Below are 17,708 nucleotides of genomic sequence, written 5' to 3' on the forward strand. Positions count from 1 at the left end.
GCCGGGACGCGTCTGCGTGGAGTTTCCGCTCTCACGGCATAGATAGCCGGACAAACCTGCCCGGAGACAAACAATGGCCGCCTATGTCATTTCCGACGTCACGATCCGCGACGCAGAGGCGATCGAAGCCTATAGCACCCACGCGGCTGCCTCCATCGCCCGGCATGGCGGGCGCTATCTGGTACGCGGTGGCAAGGTGGAAAGGTTGGAAGGCGACTGGTCTCCCCGGCCGCTGATCATCGTGGAATTCCCCGACATGGACACGGCGCGGCGCTGGTACCGCTCGGCCGAATATGCCGCGGCATTGGAACTGCGCGACGCCGCGCTCAGCCGCAATCTGATCCTGGTCGCGGGGACAGCGATTTGATCAATCCGTCCTTTCGTCGAGCAGCCCCGAGACGAAATCGAACAGGCCGGGCCGGCGATCGCGTCTGAGCCGTTCGGCGGTGACGATGCCGCGCACCTCGGCGAAAGCGCGGTCGAGATCGTCGTTGACGATGACGAAATCATATTCCTTCCAGTGCTCGATCTCGTTGCGGGCGTTCTTGAGCCGCGTCTCGATCACCGCTTCCTGGTCCTCGGCGCGACGCTTCAGCCGCGCCTTCAATTCCTTCATCGATGGCGGCAGGATGAATATCGAGACGATGTCGGCGCGCATCTTCTCCTTGAGCTGCTGAGCGCCTTGCCAGTCGATGTCGAACAGCATGTCGCGGCCTTCGGCCAGCGCCTGTTCAGCCGGCTCGCGCGGCGTCGCGTAGCAATTGCCGTGCACCTCCGCCCATTCGAGCAGCGCATCGGAATCGCGCAGCCGCTCGAACTCGCGCATGGTACGGAAGTGGTAATGGACGCCCTCGATCTCGCTGCCGCGGCGTGGCCGCGTGGTGACAGAGACCGACAATTCCAGGCTGGAATCGCTCTCCAGCAGATTGCGCGCAATCGTCGACTTGCCGGCGCCTGACGGCGACGACAAGACCAGCATCAGCCCGCGGCGCCGAATGCGGGAACCCACATCCCTAGCGGTCATGGGGCTTGGCAGTCATGTGGCTTGGCATCGGGATCATTCCAGATTCTGGACCTGTTCGCGAAACTGGTCGACGACCGCCTTCAGTTCCAGCCCGATGGCGGTGACCGCGGCAGCATTCGACTTGGAACACAGCGTATTCGATTCGCGGTTGAATTCCTGTGCCAGGAAATCGAGCTTGCGGCCGATGGCCCCACCGCCGGCGAGCAGTGCCCGCCCCGACACCACGTGCGTCTTCAGCCGGTCGATTTCCTCGCGTATGTCGGCCTTGGTGGCCAGGAACGCCGCTTCCATATGCAGCCGGCTGGCGTCCAAGTTGGCGGACGCGTCCATCAACAGGCGGATCTGCTCGGCGAGCCTTTCGCGGATCGTGGCCGGTTCGCGTGATGGATCGGCCTCGGCCCGCAGCGTCAGCGCCTCGATGGCATCGATATGGCCGGACAGCAGGGAACGAAGTGCCGCACCTTCGCCCTGGCGCGCCTGCTGCAGTCCGTTCAGTGCTGCTTCCAGCGCCGACAGTATTGCGGTATCGAGCGCACTGCGCGCCTCTTCGGTTTCGATGGTTTCGGGAATGTCGAGGACGCCGCGCAGCGCAAGCAGCCCGTCGGCCGCCGCAGGGGCTACTCCGAACCGCTCCTGCAGCCGCTTGGCCAACCCCGCCAGATCCTTCAGGAAAGCCTCGTTGACCACAGGTTGCGCTTGAGCGCCGGCGGCGCGGCCAATGGTCAACGTCATCTGGAAATTGCCGCGCGCAAAACGCTTTTGCACCGTCTGCCGGACGGCCGGCTCCAGCCGGTCGAAACCTTGCGGCAGCCGCAGCCTGACCTCGACGCTTTTGCCGTTGACGGACTTGGCTTCCCAGGCAATCGAAGTGCCGTCGTGTTCGGCGACACTGCGCGCAAAACCGGTCATGCTCTGCAAGTTCATGTAGCCGTGCGTCCCTTTGCCGAATGCCCCTCAAGCCGGAGCGATTTTCTCCGGATAGGATCATGTGAATTTCAATGCCATAGCAGCCCTTGCACATCCACCCGGACATGCACAGGGCCAACCTGATGGCGTCCGGCCCTACTGGGCGGCGGTGGCGCCCGCATCGTCAACGATGGCTCCCGCCGGCGTGTCGGCTCCGGTATTGGTTGCCCCGGCCTTGGCGGCGTCCTGCGCCTGCTTTTTCAGCAGTGCCCGGTAGCGAGCGACATTCTCGTTATGCTCATCGAGCGTCGAGGCAAAGACGTGCCCGCCGCTGCCGTCGGCGACGAAGTAGAGATCGCTGGTCTTCGACGGATTGGCGACGGCCTCCAGCGTCGCACGGCCGGGATTGGCGATCGGCGTCGGCGGCAAGCCGTTGATCAGATAGGTGTTGTAGGGCGTCGGCTTCTGGATGTCCGACTGATAGATCGGGCGGTCGATGGGTTTGCCCTTGCCGCCGAACAGGCCGTAGATGATGGTCGGGTCCGACTGCAGCCGCATACCCTTGGCCAGCCGGTTGAGGAAGACGGCGGCTACACGCGAGCGTTCATCGCCCTTGCCGGTCTCCTTCTCGACGATCGAGGCCAGGGTGACAAAATCCTCAACGTTGGCGATCGGCAAATCCGGCGCTCGGCGCCGCCAGACCTCGTCGACCAGCTTCTTCTGGTCGGCCAGAAGCTTGTCGACCATCTGCTGGCGTGTTGCGCCGCGGGTGAAACGCAGCGTGTCGGTGGCGAGGCTGCCCTCAGGTGGAGTGGTCGACGGCATATCGCCGGTCAGCGCGTCCTGCTCGGCGATCCGTTGCAGCGCCTGCTCGACCGTCAGCCCCTCGGGGATAGTCAGCGAATACATCACCGACTTGCCGCTCTTCAGCAGTTCCATGATATCGTGCATCGACGCCTGCGGCTTGATCTCGTATTCGCCGGCCTTCAGGGCCGAATCATTGCCGAAGGCGCGCACGCCAAGGCGGAAAATGCGGGCGTCGCTGATCAGCCCTCGCCGCTCAAGCTGGTCGGCGATCTCCTGGACACCGCTATTCGGCTTGACCAGGAAAGTGTCGCCATTGGCCGACGGGCCGGGCTCGTTGAACTCCTGCTTGCCGAAATACAGCGCAACGCCTGCCGCCAGCACCATCAGCATCACCGAAGAGATGACGAAGTTCATGAACACAACGAACTGGCTGCGCGAGGCACGCGAGCGCTTCGGCGGCGGCGTGCCGGCCTCGGGCCGCAACGCCTCGCTGGCCGTCTTCGGCACGATCGGGCCGGGCGTTGTTGCCCGTTGCCCGAATTCCCCGTTATCGGCCGGATTTGTGTTCATAGCGCCCTACCATTTGATCTTGCGACGAATCCCCTCGGGCAGAGTAGGGGCGAATATGGCAAAATTGACGGCAGACGGAAACCGGCAGAGCGGTCAGCCATTGTAGCGCTGGAAGACGAGCGAGGCGTTGGTGCCACCGAAGCCGAAGGAGTTGGACAGCGCCACGTCGATCTGGCGGGCCCGCGGCTTGTGCGGCACCAGGTCGATCGCCGTTTCGCGCTCCGGATTGTCAAGATTGATCGTCGGCGGCGCGATGTTGTCGCGAATGGCGAGGATCGAAAAGATCGCCTCGGCAGCACCAGCCGCGCCCAGCAGGTGGCCAATCGACGATTTGGTCGACGACATCGATATCTTCGAGGCGGCGTTGCCGACCAGCCGCTCGACGGCGCCGAGTTCGATCGTATCGGCCATGGTCGAGGTGCCGTGCGCGTTGATGTAGTCGACATCGGCCGGCGTCAGCTTCGCCCGGTTCAGCGCCGCGGTCATGCAACGGAAAGCGCCGTCGCCGTCTTCGGCAGGCGCGGTGATGTGATAGGCGTCACCGGTCAGACCGTAGCCGGTGACCTCGGCATAGATCTTGGCGCCGCGGGCCTTGGCGTGTTCGAGCTCCTCGAGCACGACAACACCGGCGCCCTCGCCCATGACGAAGCCGTCGCGATCGCGATCATAGGGGCGTGAGGCCGTTTGTGGCGCGTCGTTGCGCTCGGTGGAGAGCGCGCGGCAAGCGGCGAACCCGGCGATCGACAGTCTCGTCACCGGCGCTTCGGCGCCGCCTGCGACCATAACGTCGGCATCGCCCCAGATGATCAGCCGGGCGGCATCGCCGATGGCGTGCGCACCGGTCGAGCAAGCGGTGACGACGGCATGGTTGGGGCCTTTCAGCCCATGCCGGATCGAGACCTGACCGGAGACGAGGTTGATGATCTGGCCAGGGATGAAGAATGGGCTGATGCGGCGCGGACCGCGTTCCTTGAGGATCATCGCATTCTCGGCGATGCCTTCGATGCCGCCGATGCCCGAACCGATCAGCACGCCGGTGGCGCACTGTTCCTCATGCGTCTTCGGCTGCCAGCCGGAATCCTTGAGTGCCTCGTCGGCGGCCGCGATCCCGTACAGGATGAAGTCGCCGATCTTGCGCAGTTCCTTCGGCTCGAGAACGGCTTCAGGATTGAAAGTGGCATTGGAGCCGTCACCGCGCGGAATGACGTGGGCGACCTTGCAGGCAAGGTCTTCCACCTCGAATTCGGTGATGCGCTTGGCTGCGCTGCGGCCGGTCAGAAGCTCCTTCCAGCTGTGCTCGAAGCCCATGCCGAACGGCGAAAGCAGCCCAAGGCCCGTGACGACGACACGCCTCATCGCAGGTCCTCCCCGGTGATGACTGCAAATAGCGTCAGGCGGAGGCCTTGTCGATGTATTTCACCGCATCGCCAACAGTTAGGATGGTCTCGGCGGCGTCGTCCGGGATTTCGACACCGAACTCTTCTTCGAACGCCATGACAAGTTCGACCGTGTCGAGGCTGTCCGCGCCCAGATCATCGATGAAGCTCGCCTGCTCCGTCACCTTCTCGGCATCGACGCCAAGGTGCTCGATGACGATCTTTTTGACGCGCTCTGCGGTGTCACTCATTTGGGCATCCTCGTCTTTTGGTTGTCTGTCTTCGTTAGCGGGCAGAATGCCGCTAATCAAGCTGAAAGATGGTCCTGCCGGAAACGCAGCGGAACAGGACCGGTTTTTGCCCGAACCGCCGGGTTGCGGGCGGCATTACACGAAAAATCCCGTGCATCCAAGACGGAATGAAGCGTTTTCCCAAGTGTTAGATCATTGCCATGCCGCCATTCACATGAATGGTCTGGCCGGTGACGTAGGCTGCCTCGTTGGAAGCTAGGTAGGCGACGGCAGAGGCGACTTCGGCGCCCGTGCCCATGCGCCGGGTCGGGATCGCCGCCATGATCGCCTCTTTCTGCTTGTCGTTGAGCTTGGCGGTCATCGCCGATTCGATGAAGCCCGGGGCGACGCAGTTGACGGTGATATTGCGGGTGGCGATCTCCTGCGCCAGCGATTTGGAAAAGCCGATCATACCGGCTTTGGAGGCGCAGTAGTTGGTCTGGCCGGGATTGCCGGTGACGCCAACCACTGAAGTGATGTTGATGATGCGGCCATGGCGGCGCCGCATCATCGGATGGGTAAGCTCGCGGGTCAGCCGGAACACGGCGGTCAGGTTGACCTCGAGCACGCTATCCCAGTCGGCGTCAGCCATGCGTACGAACAACCCGTCCTTGGTGATGCCGGCATTGTTGACGAGGATGTCGACGCCTTCGAGGTCGGCCTCCGCCTTCTGGCCGAGCGCCTTGACGTCGTCGCGGTTGGAAAGATTGGCCGGGAAAAGCTTGACCCGGTCGCCCAGTTCGGCGGCCAGCGCCTCCAGTTTCTCGATACGTGTGCCATGCAGGCCGACGATGGCGCCCTGGCCGTGCAGCACCCGGGCGATCGCCTCGCCGATACCTCTCGATGCGCCGGTGACGAGCGCCTTGCGGCCGGTCAATTCGAACATGTTTTATCCTCTTCCCAAATCGTACTGGCCAATCATACGGACCGGTGAGTTCGGCTATCTGTAAACGTCGCCGCGGTGGCCTATGGTTACCACCAGAATGACGAGCCGGTTATCCTGCACATCGCAAATGATGCGATAATCCCCGACGCGATATCTCCAAAAGGTTGCGAGCGGGCCCTTCAGCGGTTTGCCGAGTTCACGCGGGTTGTCGAGAACGGCAATGCGGTTTTCAATAAAATCACGGATACGGTGACGTGTCTGCGGATCCAGTTTTTCGACAAATTTTCGCGCCGAGCGGGCGTATTCAAGCGTCCAGGCCACGCCAGAAGTCCTCGGCTCTCATGACGTCTTCTTCACCACGCCTGATCCGCTCAACGACTTCGGCAGCCAAGTAGTAATCCTCCAAGTCCTCCAGACCACGTTCAATGAGCTCGCGCAGATAGTAGGCCTTGCTGCGACCAGTCTTGGCCGCGAGAAAATCCAGGCGCTGCTCGACTTCAGGAGAAAGGCGGATCGATGTGGGCATGCCGCACCTTGTTGCGATACATGTATTCATGTAGCGGCAAGCACAGATGAATTCAAGCTACGTGGTCACCCAAGGCGGCAACTGCCGTCTCGACCTCCGCCGCTGATCCGATGCTGCTGGTGGCAATGTCGCGGTTGATGCGGCGGGCCAGCCCCGACAGCACCTTGCCGGCGCCCACTTCGTAAAGCGTCGCAACGCCGTTGCTGCCGAACCACTCCACCGTTTCGCGCCAGCGCACGCGCCCGATCACCTGTTCGACGAGTCGGCGGGCGATCTCGTCGGGATCGCTCGTCGGGGTCACCGTAACATTGGAGACCAGCGGCACGACCGGCGCACTCTTCGTCACGGCGGCCAGCGCCTCCCGCATGATCTCGGCCGCAGGCTTCATCAATGCCGAATGGAAGGGCGCCGAGACCTGCAGCATCAGCGCCCGCTTGGCGCCCTTCTCCGTGCATAGCCTCGCCGCCAGTTCGACCGCTGGCCTGGCGCCGGAGATCACCAGCTGGCCGCCGCCATTGTCATTGGCGATCTGGCAAACCAAGGCTTGTGCGGGATCTTTGGCGGCGCCCTGGGCGGCCTCTGCGCAAGCGGCTTCGACGTCGGCCTGTTCCAGCCCGATGATCGCCGCCATGGCGCCCTCGCCGGCCGGCACAGCCGCCTGCATGGCATTACCGCGGATGCGCAACAGCCGGGCGGCGTCGGCGACCGAAACGAAACCTGCGGCCGCAAGTGCCGAATATTCGCCAAGCGAGTGGCCGGCGACATAGGTGACCTTGCCGCTCAGGGAGAAGCCGCGCGCCTCCAGCGCCCGGATTGCGGCAAGCGACACCGCCATCAGCGCCGGCTGGGCGTTGGCGGTCAGCGTCAGCGTCTCTTCCGGGCCTTCCCAGATCAGCTTCGATAGGTTTTCGCCGAGCGCGTCGTCAACTTCCTCGAAGATCCGCCGCGATTCCACAAAGGTATCGGCGAGGTCCTTGCCCATGCCGACAGCCTGGCTGCCCTGCCCCGGAAAGGTGAATGCGATGGCCATCGGCGGCTCCCAGCTGCTGGTTCACGTTGCCTGTGACGCAAGGCGTGCGGCCAAGTCAAGTCCAACCTTGATCGCGTAATATCGGCCGAGTGCCTGTTTCGGCAGGCTTTTTGGCGATCACTCATGATGAAAACCGCTCACGATTTGTTTGCTGGCTCTTCTTATTTCCGCCACAGGCGCTAGGCTTTGCGTGACAGTTCGATGACAATCGAGTGACGCTTTTGTTGCGGGCCGGGGAACTATTGAAGTGGCAAAGACCAAGCAGAGCGCAGCCGAGGCGGCGCCCCAGTTTCTTGAAGGCGATCCGTCGACCGGCTATCTGCCGGCGCGCAAATGGCCTGTCATCCGCTATGGCCTTATCAGCTTGCTGGCTGCGGCCATCCTTGTGTTTGCCATCGAACTGATCGTGCGCGGCAACTTTGCCGGCACCATTGATTTCTTTCTGCAGCCTTTCAAACCCGGCTGGACCACGATCATCATTTTTGCGCTGATCCTCATCGGCCTCGACGCCGTGCTCGGCCGCAGTCATCAGAGCCTGATGATCGTCGCGCCGCTGACATTGTCGCTGGCGTTCGTCGGCCACCAGAAGTCGCTGTATCTCGGCGATCCGCTCTATCCGACCGATTTCCTCTATTCCCGGCAGATCGTGGCACTGATGCCGCTTCTGGTACGCGATCGCCCGGGAACCGCCATTGCCCTGGCGATCGGCATCGTCGGCGGCCTGTCGCTGCTCGTCTATGGCTGGCGGCTATGGCGCCGCCGCGTTCCGGCGCTCAGCCACAAGGGCCGCCTTGCCCGGCTGACGCTGACGGTGCCGCTGATCGCCTTCTTCGTCTCCATCATGGACTATGCCACTTTCTCGTGGACACGCGACCGGCTGCAGATCATCCCGATCATGTGGGACCAGAAGGAAAACTATGCCTCGAACGGTTTTGCGCTCGCCTTCGCGCTGAACGTCCCGATGGCGCATGTCTCGGCGCCGCCCGGCTATTCCGGCAAGGCGATCGAAGCGATCGGCAAACCGCAGGTGACGGCTTCGGTACCCGCCGAGAAGCCCGACATCATCGTCGTCATGAGCGAATCCTTCTGGGATCCGACCAAGCTACCCGGCGTCACCATCACGCCCGACCCTATCCCCAATGTGCGGGCACTGCGCACGGGTTACATGTTCTCGCCCGAGTTCGGCGGCATGACGGCCAACATCGAGTTCGAGGCCCTGACCGGCTTTTCCAACGCCTTCCTGCCGGCGGGCAGCATTCCCTACCAGCAATATGTGCGGACACCGACTCCCTCGCTGGCGACCTTCCTGAAAAGTCAAGGCTACCGGGCGCGCGCTATCCATCCCGGCACTAACTGGTTCTGGAACCGGGGGGCCGTCTATGCCGATTTCGGCTTCAACGACTTCAAGTCCGAGGAGACGTTGCCGCCCATGCAGAAGCGCGGACCGCTCGCGTCGGACGCTGCGATGACCGACGAGATCATCCACGAAGCCGATACCAGCGCCGAGCCGGTCTTCTTTTTCGCCGTCAGCCTGCAGAACCACGGGCCATATGAGCCGTATCGCTATAACAATCCGACCCACAAGGTGCAGGCGCCGATCAGCCAATGGGCGCGTGAATCGCTGTTGAGCTATGCCGAAGGCTCTTCCGACGCGGACCGCGGCCTCGAGCGGCTGATCGAATGGGCGAAGAAACGCGAGCGGCCGACCGTCATCGCGTTCTTCGGCGACCATCTGCCGCCGCTTGGGCCGGTCTACGTCGAGACCGGCTTCCTGAAGGACAATGTTGCGCCGCGCAAGGAGGCGGCCGACCAGATGCTGCTGCACCACCAGACGCCGCTGATCGTCTGGTCGAATCGCAGCGGCCCGGCCGAGGATCTGGGCGCCGTCAGCCCGTCCTTCCTGCCCTACCATATCCTGAAGACAGCCGGCATCAGCCATCCCTATTACACCGGCTTCCTCGGACAGTTGCGAGAGCGCTACCGCGTTATCGACCGCAATTTGCTTTTGGCACCGGGGGGCGACGCCACCCCCGATTGGTCGCGTCAGAAAGAGATCGATCCGGCAATCCGCGACTTCCGTCTGCTGCAATACGACATGATGTTCGGCAAGCGCCATGCGGCGCCCGATTTCTTCCCCGAAACCACAGGCAAAGTGGCTGCACACACGAGTTGAGCAGCGGCGGCGGGAGAGCGGCCGACGTCGTTCAGTTCGTCAAGTGCAACTGCGAAATCGAGCTTCCGATTTTCAGGAAGACGCTTTCGAGCTGACTGACGTCGTTGGTCGGGTAATAATCCGACGGCGACGATGCGCAGGCCTCGTAGAGCTTGCGGTTGGCTGCGGTGTCGGCCTGCAGCAGCACTGTGAATATCTGCACGTCCTGCTTCTTCAATGTGTTGCATACATTGGTTGTCCAATCGTCGACATTGCGCGCGGCCGCGGTCTGGTCGCTGGATCCAAACCGACCCGAGGCCAGGAATCCGTAGGAGCCATAGTCCGACTTCTGTGGCGTATCCTTCGCGCCATAGACAACATTCTCGCCGTCGGTGAGCAGCAGCACCGTTTTGGTCGTGCCTGACGCCCTGAACGGCGCGCCGTCGCTGTAAGGCGGTTCCGGCGAGAGCACCCGCATCCCCCATGACAAGCCTTCCGAAACATTGGTCCCCGAGCCGTTCCATTCGATCATCTCACCGACGGCCTTCCGCAATTTGTCGAAATCATCGGTCAGCGGCACTATCGGCGTCGGACAGGCCCGGTTTGGGCCGATAGTCAGTGGGCCTCTCTTGTCGTTGATCAGCTTCATCGTCGAAACACTGTACTTCGCCATGTCGCTGGTGAGGCCGGGAAGCACGGTGACAACGGTATCGTCGAGATAGGAATTGTTGTAGCCGGTCGCTGAATTGCCGTAGGAGCTGGTTGGATTTTTAGCGTTACCTGGATCGTCCGGCGCGAAATAGGGTACGAACAGGGTGTCCGGTTTGTTTTGGTCGGGCGAAATGTCGGAAACATTGTTGGTTCCGGGCCGCGCTTCGACTCAGCCTCTCCATTCGACGCCCAATTGCTTGAACAGGTCCATATGGTTGACGCGCTTGCCGCCGACCAAGGGGAAATTGGCGCCATTGTTCGGCGATTTGCCGGCCATGTCGATCCAGGCCGGATCGTAGTCCTCGCCCTTGACGTTGACGGCGGTGACGAACGGCACCACCGCGACACGTACGCTGCGCGTCGGCGACTTCGCCGCTTCGAGCATATCGATCAGGGCCGTCGCCGCCGTCCGCAATGCGCCGATGCGATCGTTGCTGGCCATTGACCCGGTATTGTCGAGCACCAGCACGACTTCGAGCTGATTGGTCGATTCGACGGCGCCGGCATCGACGGTGATGCGCTTGTCGTTGCCGAACAGGAAGGCGAAGTTCAAATTGACGTCCGCCATGGCGACAGCCTTTGTCTGGATGTAATTGAGGCCCCTTTCCACGGTAAGCGTCGCTTCGGCGTTCCTCAACTCGCTGTGGCCGGCGACATTGGTCTGGAAGTAGCGGTCGAAGACGTCCTTGCGCGAAGCCTCGATGTCGCCGAGATGCGAAGATGCAAGGTTCGCGGCATCGAGCGCGTTCTGCAAGCTGACCTTGGCCCTCATCAAGGTGGACACGTCCACGGCAAAGGCGACGGCGGTCAGAACCGCAGGCAGCCCGAACGCCAGCATCAGGGCAAAGTTGCCGCTCTTCGAACGGCAGAATTTGTCGAAAAGCATTTTTGTCCCCAAAACCGCCTTGCTGCCGACCTCGCGCAGACTGTTTGCTTTTGCATCCGCATGATGAACGACGGGTTGCCGCAACACCCGCCGGTGCTGGAACTTCGCATGGTGGTTAAGGTCCGGTTTCAGGAAATCCGTAAGCCTTGCCGTGGAGGCCCGTGGCGCTCTGGGACGGTAGGGCCGTTTGCCCTGTCGTTTGGCCTTGCTTTGCGGTCAAATTCCTGTATAGACGCCCGCAATCTGCCGGTCCTTGCTGGGGGCTGAACGGAGGGCCGGAGGTTTTTCGAAACCTTCGCGTGAAGCCAGAAGCGCTTCCGCCTCCCGTGTCTCCGCTCTCGACCGTCTCGTCATGCTCCTTTCTTCCCCGCCTTCGCAAGGATTGCGGGTCAGAGAAGTTGCAGAGGCTTTTGCCGCCGGGAACCGGGAGAGAAACGAAGAAAGGCACGAACACTATGGCTCTATACGAACATGTGTTTCTTGCCCGGCAGGACCTCTCGCAGCAGCAGGTCGATGCGCTTGTCGAACAGTACAAGGGCGTCATCACCGCGAATGGCGGGTCCGTCGGCCGGGTCGAGAACTGGGGACTGAAGTCCCTCACCTACCGGGTCAACAAGAACCGGAAGGCATACTATACACTCATGGACATCACCTGCCCGCCGGCCGCGCTCAATGAAATGGAGCGCCAGATGGGCCTGTCCGAGGACGTGCTGCGTTTCCTGACCATCAAGGTCGATGCGCATGAGGAAGGTCCGTCGGCAATGATGCAGAAGCGCGAAGAGCGCTCGGAACGCGGCGGCTTCGGCGACCGCGACCGTGGCGATCGTGGCCCGCGCTCATTCGGCGACCGCGATCGCGGTGACCGTGGTGATCGTCCGCCGCGCAGCTTCGGCGATGGCGGTGCCGATCGTGGCCCGCGCCGTCCGCGCGAAGGCTTTGAAGGAGCCGCAGAATAATGGTCGACATCAACCAGATCCCAACCCGGCGCCCCTTCCACCGTCGCCGCAAGACTTGCCCGTTCTCCGGCGCCAACGCGCCGAAGATCGACTACAAGGACGTGCGGCTTCTGCAGCGCTACATCTCCGAGCGCGGCAAGATCGTGCCATCGCGTATCACCGCCGTCAGCCAGAAGAAGCAGCGCGAACTCGCCAAGGCGATCAAGCGCGCCCGCTTCCTCGGCCTGCTGCCCTACGTGGTCCGCTAACACTTCAGGCGGGCGGTTCGCCGCCCGCTTTTTCACCGGCCACGACGGGCGTAGCCGGATCGAACACCAAATCCCGGGTTGGATTTCAACAAGAGATCCTAACTGCCGCGACAGGCAGGACAGCGACACAGGCGATGACGCCCCAGCTTCCTGACCTGTTCCAGACAACTCGGCGCCGATCCTGAGGATAGCGCCCAAGCGAAGGAACAAAACCATGGAAGTCATTCTTCTCGAACGCGTTTCCCGCCTCGGCCAGATGGGCGATACCGTCAAGGTCAAGGACGGGTTCGCCCGCAATTTCCTGCTGCCGCAAGGCAAGGCGCTGCGCGCCAACGAAGCTAACAAGAAGAAGTTCGAGGGACAGCGGGCCCAGCTCGAAGCCCGCAACCTGGAGCGCAAGTCCGAAGCCGCGCAGATTGCAGAAAAGCTCGACGGCAAGAGCTTCATCGCGGTGCGCTCGGCCGGCGAGACCGGCCAGCTTTATGGTTCGGTCTCGACGCGCGACATCGCCGAGCTGGTGACGGCGGAAGGTTTTTCGGTCAACCGCAACCAGATCCTGCTCAACCAGCCAATCAAGACCATCGGCGTCACCAATGTGGCGATCGCGCTGCACCCGGAAGTCGAGGTTACCATCACGCTCAACATTGCCCGCACGGCCGACGAAGCCGAGCGCCAGGCCAAGGGCGAAACACTGACCACCGCCGAAGCCATCTACGGCGAGGACATCAACGATAATGCGCGGCCGGAAAACTTCTTCGATCCGAATGCGGAGTTCGAAGGCGGCGAAGACAACGGCTGATCGTCATTCGTCGGCATTCGCCGGCTAATCGCTATTCTGGACCAATGCCCGGGCCTCGTACCCGGGCATTTTTATGCCAAATGGAACTTTTCGAACCCCTATATCTTGATGCAGAATAGGACAGCATGTCTGGCCGAGAGGGGACAATTGGTCATGAATATTCTGCTGAAGCGCGTTCTCGACCGCCTGGTCCGCATAGGCAATCTCAAGGTGACAGGGCCGCAAGGCTCGATGGTGACTTTCGGTGACGGCAGCGGCGAGCCGGTGCACATGCACATCAAGACAAGGCATGCCGAGCGCGCAATAACCTTCGATCCGATGCTGGCGGTGCCGGAAGCCTACATGGACGGTGAACTCGACATTCTCGAGGGCGGCGTGCTGGGGGTGATGCGGATTGCCTTCCAGAACATGGGCAGCGGCGGTATCGATGCCACCTGGTCGAAGGCGATCGAAGGTCTGCGCCACGCCTTCCGGCGCCTGCAGCAGATCAACACGGCGTCGCGGGCGCGCCGCAACGTGCAGCGCCATTACGATCTGTCGGGCGACCTCTACCGCCTCTTCCTCGATGAGGACATGCAATATTCCTGCGCCTATTTCGAGCAGCCGGACATGACGCTCGACGAGGCACAAGCGGCCAAGAAGCGCCATATCGCCGCCAAGCTCAGGCTGAAGGCCGGCCAGACGGTTCTTGATATCGGCTCCGGCTGGGGTGGGCTTGGGCTCTATCTAGCCAAGGCGTTCGACGTCGACGTGCAAGGCGTGACGCTGTCGACCGAGCAGCACGGCGTCGCCACCGACCGCGCCCATGCGCAAGGCCTGCAAAACCGGGTGCATTTCGACATCAAGGACTATCGCGAGCTCAATGAGCGTTTCGACCGCATCGTCTCCGTCGGCATGTTCGAGCATGTCGGGGTCAATCATTTCCGCACCTTCTTCGACAAGTCGGCGACGCTGCTGAAGCCGGACGGCGTCATGCTGCTGCACACGATCGGCCGCTCCGGCGTGCCGTGGGCAACCAGCGCCTTCATCCGCAAGTACATCTTCCCGGGCGGCTACATCCCGTCGCTATCCGAAGTGATGCCGGCCATCGAAAAATCGGGGCTCGTCGTCACCGATATCGAGGTTCTGCGGCTGCATTATGCCGAGACACTGAAGCATTGGGGCGAGCGCTTCGCGGCCAACCGCGACAAGGCCAAGGCGATTTATGACGAGCGCTTCTGCCGCATGTGGGAGTTCTATCTTGCCGCCTCGGAAGCTGCCTTCCGCTGGCAGGATCTGGTGATCTTCCAGATCCAGATTGCCAAGAAGAACGACACGCTGCCGATGACGCGCGACTACATGGCCAGTTGCGAGAAGGCGCTGGAGATGCGCGATCTTGGACGTCGCGAAAAGGCTCCGGTGGCCAAGCCCACTCGCCGCCGCAAGGTGGCGGATCCGGAGTAGACTGCCGGCGTCACGCCATTGCCGCTTGCCATTGCCGGCCGGCACGCTGAAAAAGGTCGCGTCAACGCGGGACCTTTTTCATGACCTACCTCCTCTACGTCGCCGCCGCACTTGCCGAGATCGCCGGCTGCTTTTCGCTCTGGGCGTGGCGGCGGCTGGACAAGTCGCCGCTGTGGTTGGCGCCCGGTCTCGTCTCGCTCGTGCTATTCGCGTGGCTGCTGGCGCTGGTCGACACCAGCGCGGCGGGCCGGGCCTATGCCGCCTATGGCGGCATCTACATTGCCGCCTCGCTGGCCTGGCTGTGCCTGGCGGAAGGCGTGCACCCCGACCGCTGGGATCTTGCCGGTGCCGCGATCTGCATCGTTGGCGCCTCGGTCATTCTGCTCGCACCTCGGACTGCCTAAGCGATGGAACTGCCCGTCCCGCTTAGACAAGGCGTCGACCGCCTTCTCGAACAGGTGCCGTTGCCGATGCTTAAGCAAGCGGCAAAGACGCTGTCGGACCGCTACCGCGCAGAGTTGCGCGACGGTCGCCTGCACATGGCCGAAGACATGGCGGTGAAGGCCTATCTGGCAACGCGGCTACCGGCGACCTATGCGGCCGTTCGCGCCAGCCTCGATGCGGTGGGCGAGTCTCGGCCCGACTATGCTCCGAAGACCTTGCTCGATGTCGGCGCCGGCCCTGGTACGGTGCTTTGGGCCACAATCGATCTCTGGCCCGATCTCGAACAGGCGGTGCTGCTCGAGGCCGGTGCCGCGGTGCGGCGCGTCGGCGAGGCGCTTGCCGCCGAGGCGGTCACTGCCAGGACCGCCTGGCGGACCGGCGATGTCACTATCGACCTGGCCGAGCTGGAGCCGGCCGATCTGGTGACCTCAGCCTATGTGCTGGACGAGATCGCGCCGGCATCGCTGGCAAAACTCGTCGACCGGCTCTGGCAGCTGACCGCCGACACGCTGCTGGTCGTAGAGCCAGGCACGCCGGCCGGCTGGCAGCGCATCCTTGCCGTGCGCCGACAGCTGATCGAGGCGCGCGCGCATGTGCTCGCGCCATGTCCGCATGAGGCGCCCTGCCCGCTCGTCGCTCCCGACTGGTGCCATTTCGCCCGTCGCGTCGCCCGCTCGCGCCTGCACCGGCTGGCCAAGGATGCCGAGGTGCCGTGGGAGGACGAGAAATTCATCTTTGTCGCCGCATCCCGCCATCCGGCCGCTCCGTCCCGGGCGCGGGTGATCGCACCGCCGAAATCGGGCTCCGGCAAGGTCTTGCTGAAGCTTTGCCAACAGGATGGGAGTGCTGCCGAGCGACTGTTCACCAAGCGCGACGGCGAGACGTTCAAGGCCGCGCGGCGACTGGATTGGGGTGATGCCTTGCCGGAATGACCGGCAGCTATTTTCCTGTTTTGTTCTCGCCTGAGAACGGCTAGGCTCGCCATCTTGATTCGAGTCAATCGAGATTCTTTCCACCGAAAGATCCTGGCTGTGAATCGCGGGCATCAAAGTTGGTTGGTTGGGGACTGATGCAGATAAGTCATCACCGACTTGTCTCGTTCTGATATCGAGAGACGGGGATCAGGACCGGGGACATCATGGCAGAGGCAGCACGAAAATTCGGCGTGGCGGAAACACCGCTCTATCGCGAGGCGCCGAACAATATCGAGGCCGAGCAGGCGCTGCTCGGCGCCATACTGGTCAACAACGATGCCTTCTACCGCGTCTCCGACTTCCTGAAGCCCGGCCATTTCTACGAGCCGCTGCATAGAAAGATCTTCGAGGTCGCGGCCGAGCTCATCCGCATGGGCAAGATCGCGACGCCGATCACGCTGAAGACCTTCCTGCCGGCCGACGAGAAGGTCGGCGACATGACGGTGGCGCAATATGTCGTGCGGTTGGCGGTCGAGGCCGTCACCGTCGTCAACGCCACCGACTATGGCCGCGCCATCTACGATCTGGCGACGCGGCGCGCGCTAATCACTGTCGGCGAGGACATGGTGAACATCGCCTATGACGCGCCGGTCGACATGTCGCCTTCCGACCAGATCGAGGATGCCGAGCGGCGCCTGTTCGAATTGGCCGAAACCGGCCGCTACGATGGCGGCTTCGAGAGCTTCACCGATGCCGTCAAGACCGCCGTCGACATGGCCAATGCGGCTTATATGCGCGACGGGCATTTGTCGGGCGTTGCTACCGGCTTGCGCGATCTCGACCGCCGCATGGGCGGCCTGCAGTCGTCCGACCTGATCATCATTGCCGGCCGCCCCGGCATGGGCAAGACCTCGCTCGCCACCAATATCGCCTTCAACATCGCCGAGGCCTATGTCCCGGCGCAGCAGGCGGACGGCTCGTTCAAGGCGGCCAATGGCGGCGTCGTCGGCTTCTTTTCGCTCGAAATGTCATCCGAACAGCTGGCCACCCGCATTATTTCCGAACAGACGGAAATCCCGTCGTCGAAAATCCGGCGCGGCGAGATCAGCGAGATGGATTTCGAAAAGCTGGTCGCCTGCTCGCAGACAATGCAGAAAATCCCGCTGTTCATCGACCAGACCGGCGGCATTTCCATCGCTCAGCTGTCGGCCCGCGCGCGTCGCCTGAAGCGCCAGCGCGGCCTCGACGTCATCGTTATCGATTATATCCAGCTGATGCAGGGATCGAGCGCGAAATCCTCGCAAAACCGCGTCCAGGAAATCACCGAGATCACCACCGGCCTCAAGGCACTAGCCAAGGAGCTGGCGGTGCCGATCATCGCGCTGTCGCAGCTGTCGCGCCAGGTCGAGAGCCGCGACGACAAGCGCCCGCAGCTTTCGGATCTGCGCGAATCGGGCTCCATCGAGCAGGACGCCGACGTGGTGCTGTTCGTCTACCGCGAGGAATATTATCTGAAGAACCGCGAGCCGAAGCCGGGCACCGACGAATACATCAAATGGGAACACGAGATGAACGAGATGCGCGGCAAGGCCGAGGTCATCGTCGCCAAACAGCGCCACGGCCCAACGGGATCGGTCAGCCTCGCCTTCCAGGGCGAATTCACCCGCTTCTCGGACCTTGCGGAAGAGCATCATTTGCCGGATCGGTTCGAGTGACCTCTTGATACAGGTCTCATTCCTT

Annotated in this window: 20 protein-coding genes; 9 read left to right on the forward strand and 11 right to left on the reverse strand. The window is 62.5% G+C overall.

The genetic code is table 11. The annotated features are described in order from the left end of the window. Positions 1 to 73: 73 nt before the first annotated feature. Positions 74 to 367: a DUF1330 domain-containing protein gene (locus NKJ20_RS14925; protein WP_352453228.1), complete on the forward strand. Its 294-nt coding sequence runs from the start codon at positions 74 to 76 to the stop codon at positions 365 to 367. On the opposite strand, the gene gmk is transcribed toward NKJ20_RS14925, so the two are convergent. From gmk to fabD, 9 genes are all read right to left on the reverse strand, one after another. After that, a complete protein-coding gene (gene gmk / locus NKJ20_RS14930) occupies positions 368 to 1,024 on the reverse strand; it encodes a guanylate kinase (protein WP_352453227.1) in 657 nt (218 codons plus the stop codon). A 33-nt stretch (positions 1,025 to 1,057) separates the two neighbouring features. Beyond that, positions 1,058 to 1,948, reverse strand: a complete 891-nt coding sequence (locus tag NKJ20_RS14935) for a YicC/YloC family endoribonuclease (protein ID WP_352453226.1) — start codon at positions 1,946 to 1,948, stop codon at positions 1,058 to 1,060. Positions 1,949 to 2,086: 138 nt separating this feature from the next. After that, positions 2,087 to 3,307 carry an endolytic transglycosylase MltG gene (gene mltG / locus NKJ20_RS14940; RefSeq protein ID WP_352453225.1) on the reverse strand — a complete coding sequence of 407 codons (1,221 nt, stop codon included), beginning with the start codon at positions 3,305 to 3,307 and terminating at the stop codon, positions 2,087 to 2,089. A gap of 93 nt (positions 3,308 to 3,400) precedes the next feature. Next, complete coding sequence (gene fabF, locus NKJ20_RS14945) at positions 3,401 to 4,663, reverse strand: beta-ketoacyl-ACP synthase II (RefSeq protein WP_352467164.1); 1,263 nt, start codon at positions 4,661 to 4,663, stop codon at positions 3,401 to 3,403. Positions 4,664 to 4,697: 34 nt separating this feature from the next. Beyond that, on the reverse strand, positions 4,698 to 4,934 hold the full coding sequence (locus NKJ20_RS14950; RefSeq protein WP_127851501.1) for an acyl carrier protein: 237 nt from the start codon (positions 4,932 to 4,934) through the stop codon (positions 4,698 to 4,700). 187 nt (positions 4,935 to 5,121) lie between these two features. Continuing rightward, positions 5,122 to 5,859 (reverse strand): 3-oxoacyl-[acyl-carrier-protein] reductase, encoded by a 738-nt coding sequence (gene fabG / locus NKJ20_RS14955; protein WP_352744945.1) that lies wholly within the window; start codon positions 5,857 to 5,859, stop codon positions 5,122 to 5,124. 54 nt (positions 5,860 to 5,913) lie between these two features. Further along, on the reverse strand, positions 5,914 to 6,180 hold the full coding sequence (locus NKJ20_RS14960) for a type II toxin-antitoxin system RelE family toxin (RefSeq protein WP_352467165.1): 267 nt from the start codon (positions 6,178 to 6,180) through the stop codon (positions 5,914 to 5,916). Beyond that, the gene (gene relB / locus NKJ20_RS14965; RefSeq protein ID WP_352467166.1) at positions 6,164 to 6,385 is read right to left on the reverse strand and encodes a type II toxin-antitoxin system RelB family antitoxin; all 222 of its coding nucleotides are present in this window, start codon (positions 6,383 to 6,385) and stop codon (positions 6,164 to 6,166) included. Before relB ends, NKJ20_RS14960 begins: the two co-directional genes overlap by 17 nt. Positions 6,386 to 6,437: 52 nt before the next feature. Then, positions 6,438 to 7,415: an ACP S-malonyltransferase gene (fabD, locus tag NKJ20_RS14970; RefSeq protein WP_352744949.1), complete on the reverse strand. Its 978-nt coding sequence runs from the start codon at positions 7,413 to 7,415 to the stop codon at positions 6,438 to 6,440. A gap of 247 nt (positions 7,416 to 7,662) precedes the next feature. Here fabD and NKJ20_RS14975 point away from each other — a divergent pair, with 247 nt between their 5' ends. Beyond that, positions 7,663 to 9,588, forward strand: a complete 1,926-nt coding sequence (locus tag NKJ20_RS14975; RefSeq protein WP_023677707.1) for an LTA synthase family protein — start codon at positions 7,663 to 7,665, stop codon at positions 9,586 to 9,588. A 31-nt stretch (positions 9,589 to 9,619) separates the two neighbouring features. Here NKJ20_RS14975 and NKJ20_RS14980 read toward each other — a convergent pair whose 3' ends face one another. Then, positions 9,620 to 10,264, reverse strand: coding sequence for a vWA domain-containing protein (locus tag NKJ20_RS14980; RefSeq protein WP_352698631.1), 645 nt, complete (start codon positions 10,262 to 10,264; stop codon positions 9,620 to 9,622). 183 nt (positions 10,265 to 10,447) lie between these two features. Beyond that, positions 10,448 to 11,164: a pilus assembly protein TadG-related protein gene (locus NKJ20_RS14985; protein ID WP_352744952.1), complete on the reverse strand. Its 717-nt coding sequence runs from the start codon at positions 11,162 to 11,164 to the stop codon at positions 10,448 to 10,450. Positions 11,165 to 11,619: 455 nt separating this feature from the next. Here NKJ20_RS14985 and rpsF point away from each other — a divergent pair, with 455 nt between their 5' ends. The 7 genes from rpsF to NKJ20_RS15020 all read left to right on the forward strand — a co-directional run bounded on the left by rpsF (position 11,620) and on the right by NKJ20_RS15020 (position 17,683). Then, positions 11,620 to 12,120: a 30S ribosomal protein S6 gene (gene rpsF / locus NKJ20_RS14990; RefSeq protein ID WP_292663863.1), complete on the forward strand. Its 501-nt coding sequence runs from the start codon at positions 11,620 to 11,622 to the stop codon at positions 12,118 to 12,120. After that, positions 12,120 to 12,368 (forward strand): 30S ribosomal protein S18, encoded by a 249-nt coding sequence (gene rpsR / locus NKJ20_RS14995; RefSeq protein ID WP_006203718.1) that lies wholly within the window; start codon positions 12,120 to 12,122, stop codon positions 12,366 to 12,368. The genes rpsF and rpsR overlap by 1 nt, the downstream gene beginning before the upstream one ends. 214 nt (positions 12,369 to 12,582) lie before the next feature. Further along, on the forward strand, positions 12,583 to 13,167 hold the full coding sequence (gene rplI, locus NKJ20_RS15000; RefSeq protein WP_254820243.1) for a 50S ribosomal protein L9: 585 nt from the start codon (positions 12,583 to 12,585) through the stop codon (positions 13,165 to 13,167). Between the two features lie 153 nt (positions 13,168 to 13,320). Continuing rightward, a complete protein-coding gene (locus tag NKJ20_RS15005) occupies positions 13,321 to 14,610 on the forward strand; it encodes a cyclopropane fatty acid synthase (protein WP_352569676.1) in 1,290 nt (429 codons plus the stop codon). Between the two features lie 80 nt (positions 14,611 to 14,690). Then, positions 14,691 to 15,014, forward strand: a complete 324-nt coding sequence (locus tag NKJ20_RS15010; protein WP_352744955.1) for a YnfA family protein — start codon at positions 14,691 to 14,693, stop codon at positions 15,012 to 15,014. Between the two features lie 3 nt (positions 15,015 to 15,017). After that, positions 15,018 to 15,986, forward strand: a complete 969-nt coding sequence (locus tag NKJ20_RS15015; protein ID WP_352744958.1) for a small ribosomal subunit Rsm22 family protein — start codon at positions 15,018 to 15,020, stop codon at positions 15,984 to 15,986. A gap of 206 nt (positions 15,987 to 16,192) precedes the next feature. Continuing rightward, positions 16,193 to 17,683 carry a replicative DNA helicase gene (locus tag NKJ20_RS15020; protein WP_023677714.1) on the forward strand — a complete coding sequence of 497 codons (1,491 nt, stop codon included), beginning with the start codon at positions 16,193 to 16,195 and terminating at the stop codon, positions 17,681 to 17,683. Positions 17,684 to 17,708: the final 25 nt, after the last annotated feature.

The sequence above is a fragment of the Mesorhizobium sp. M0185 genome, from assembly GCF_040322175.1.
Taxonomy (GTDB): Bacteria; Pseudomonadota; Alphaproteobacteria; order Rhizobiales; family Rhizobiaceae; genus Mesorhizobium.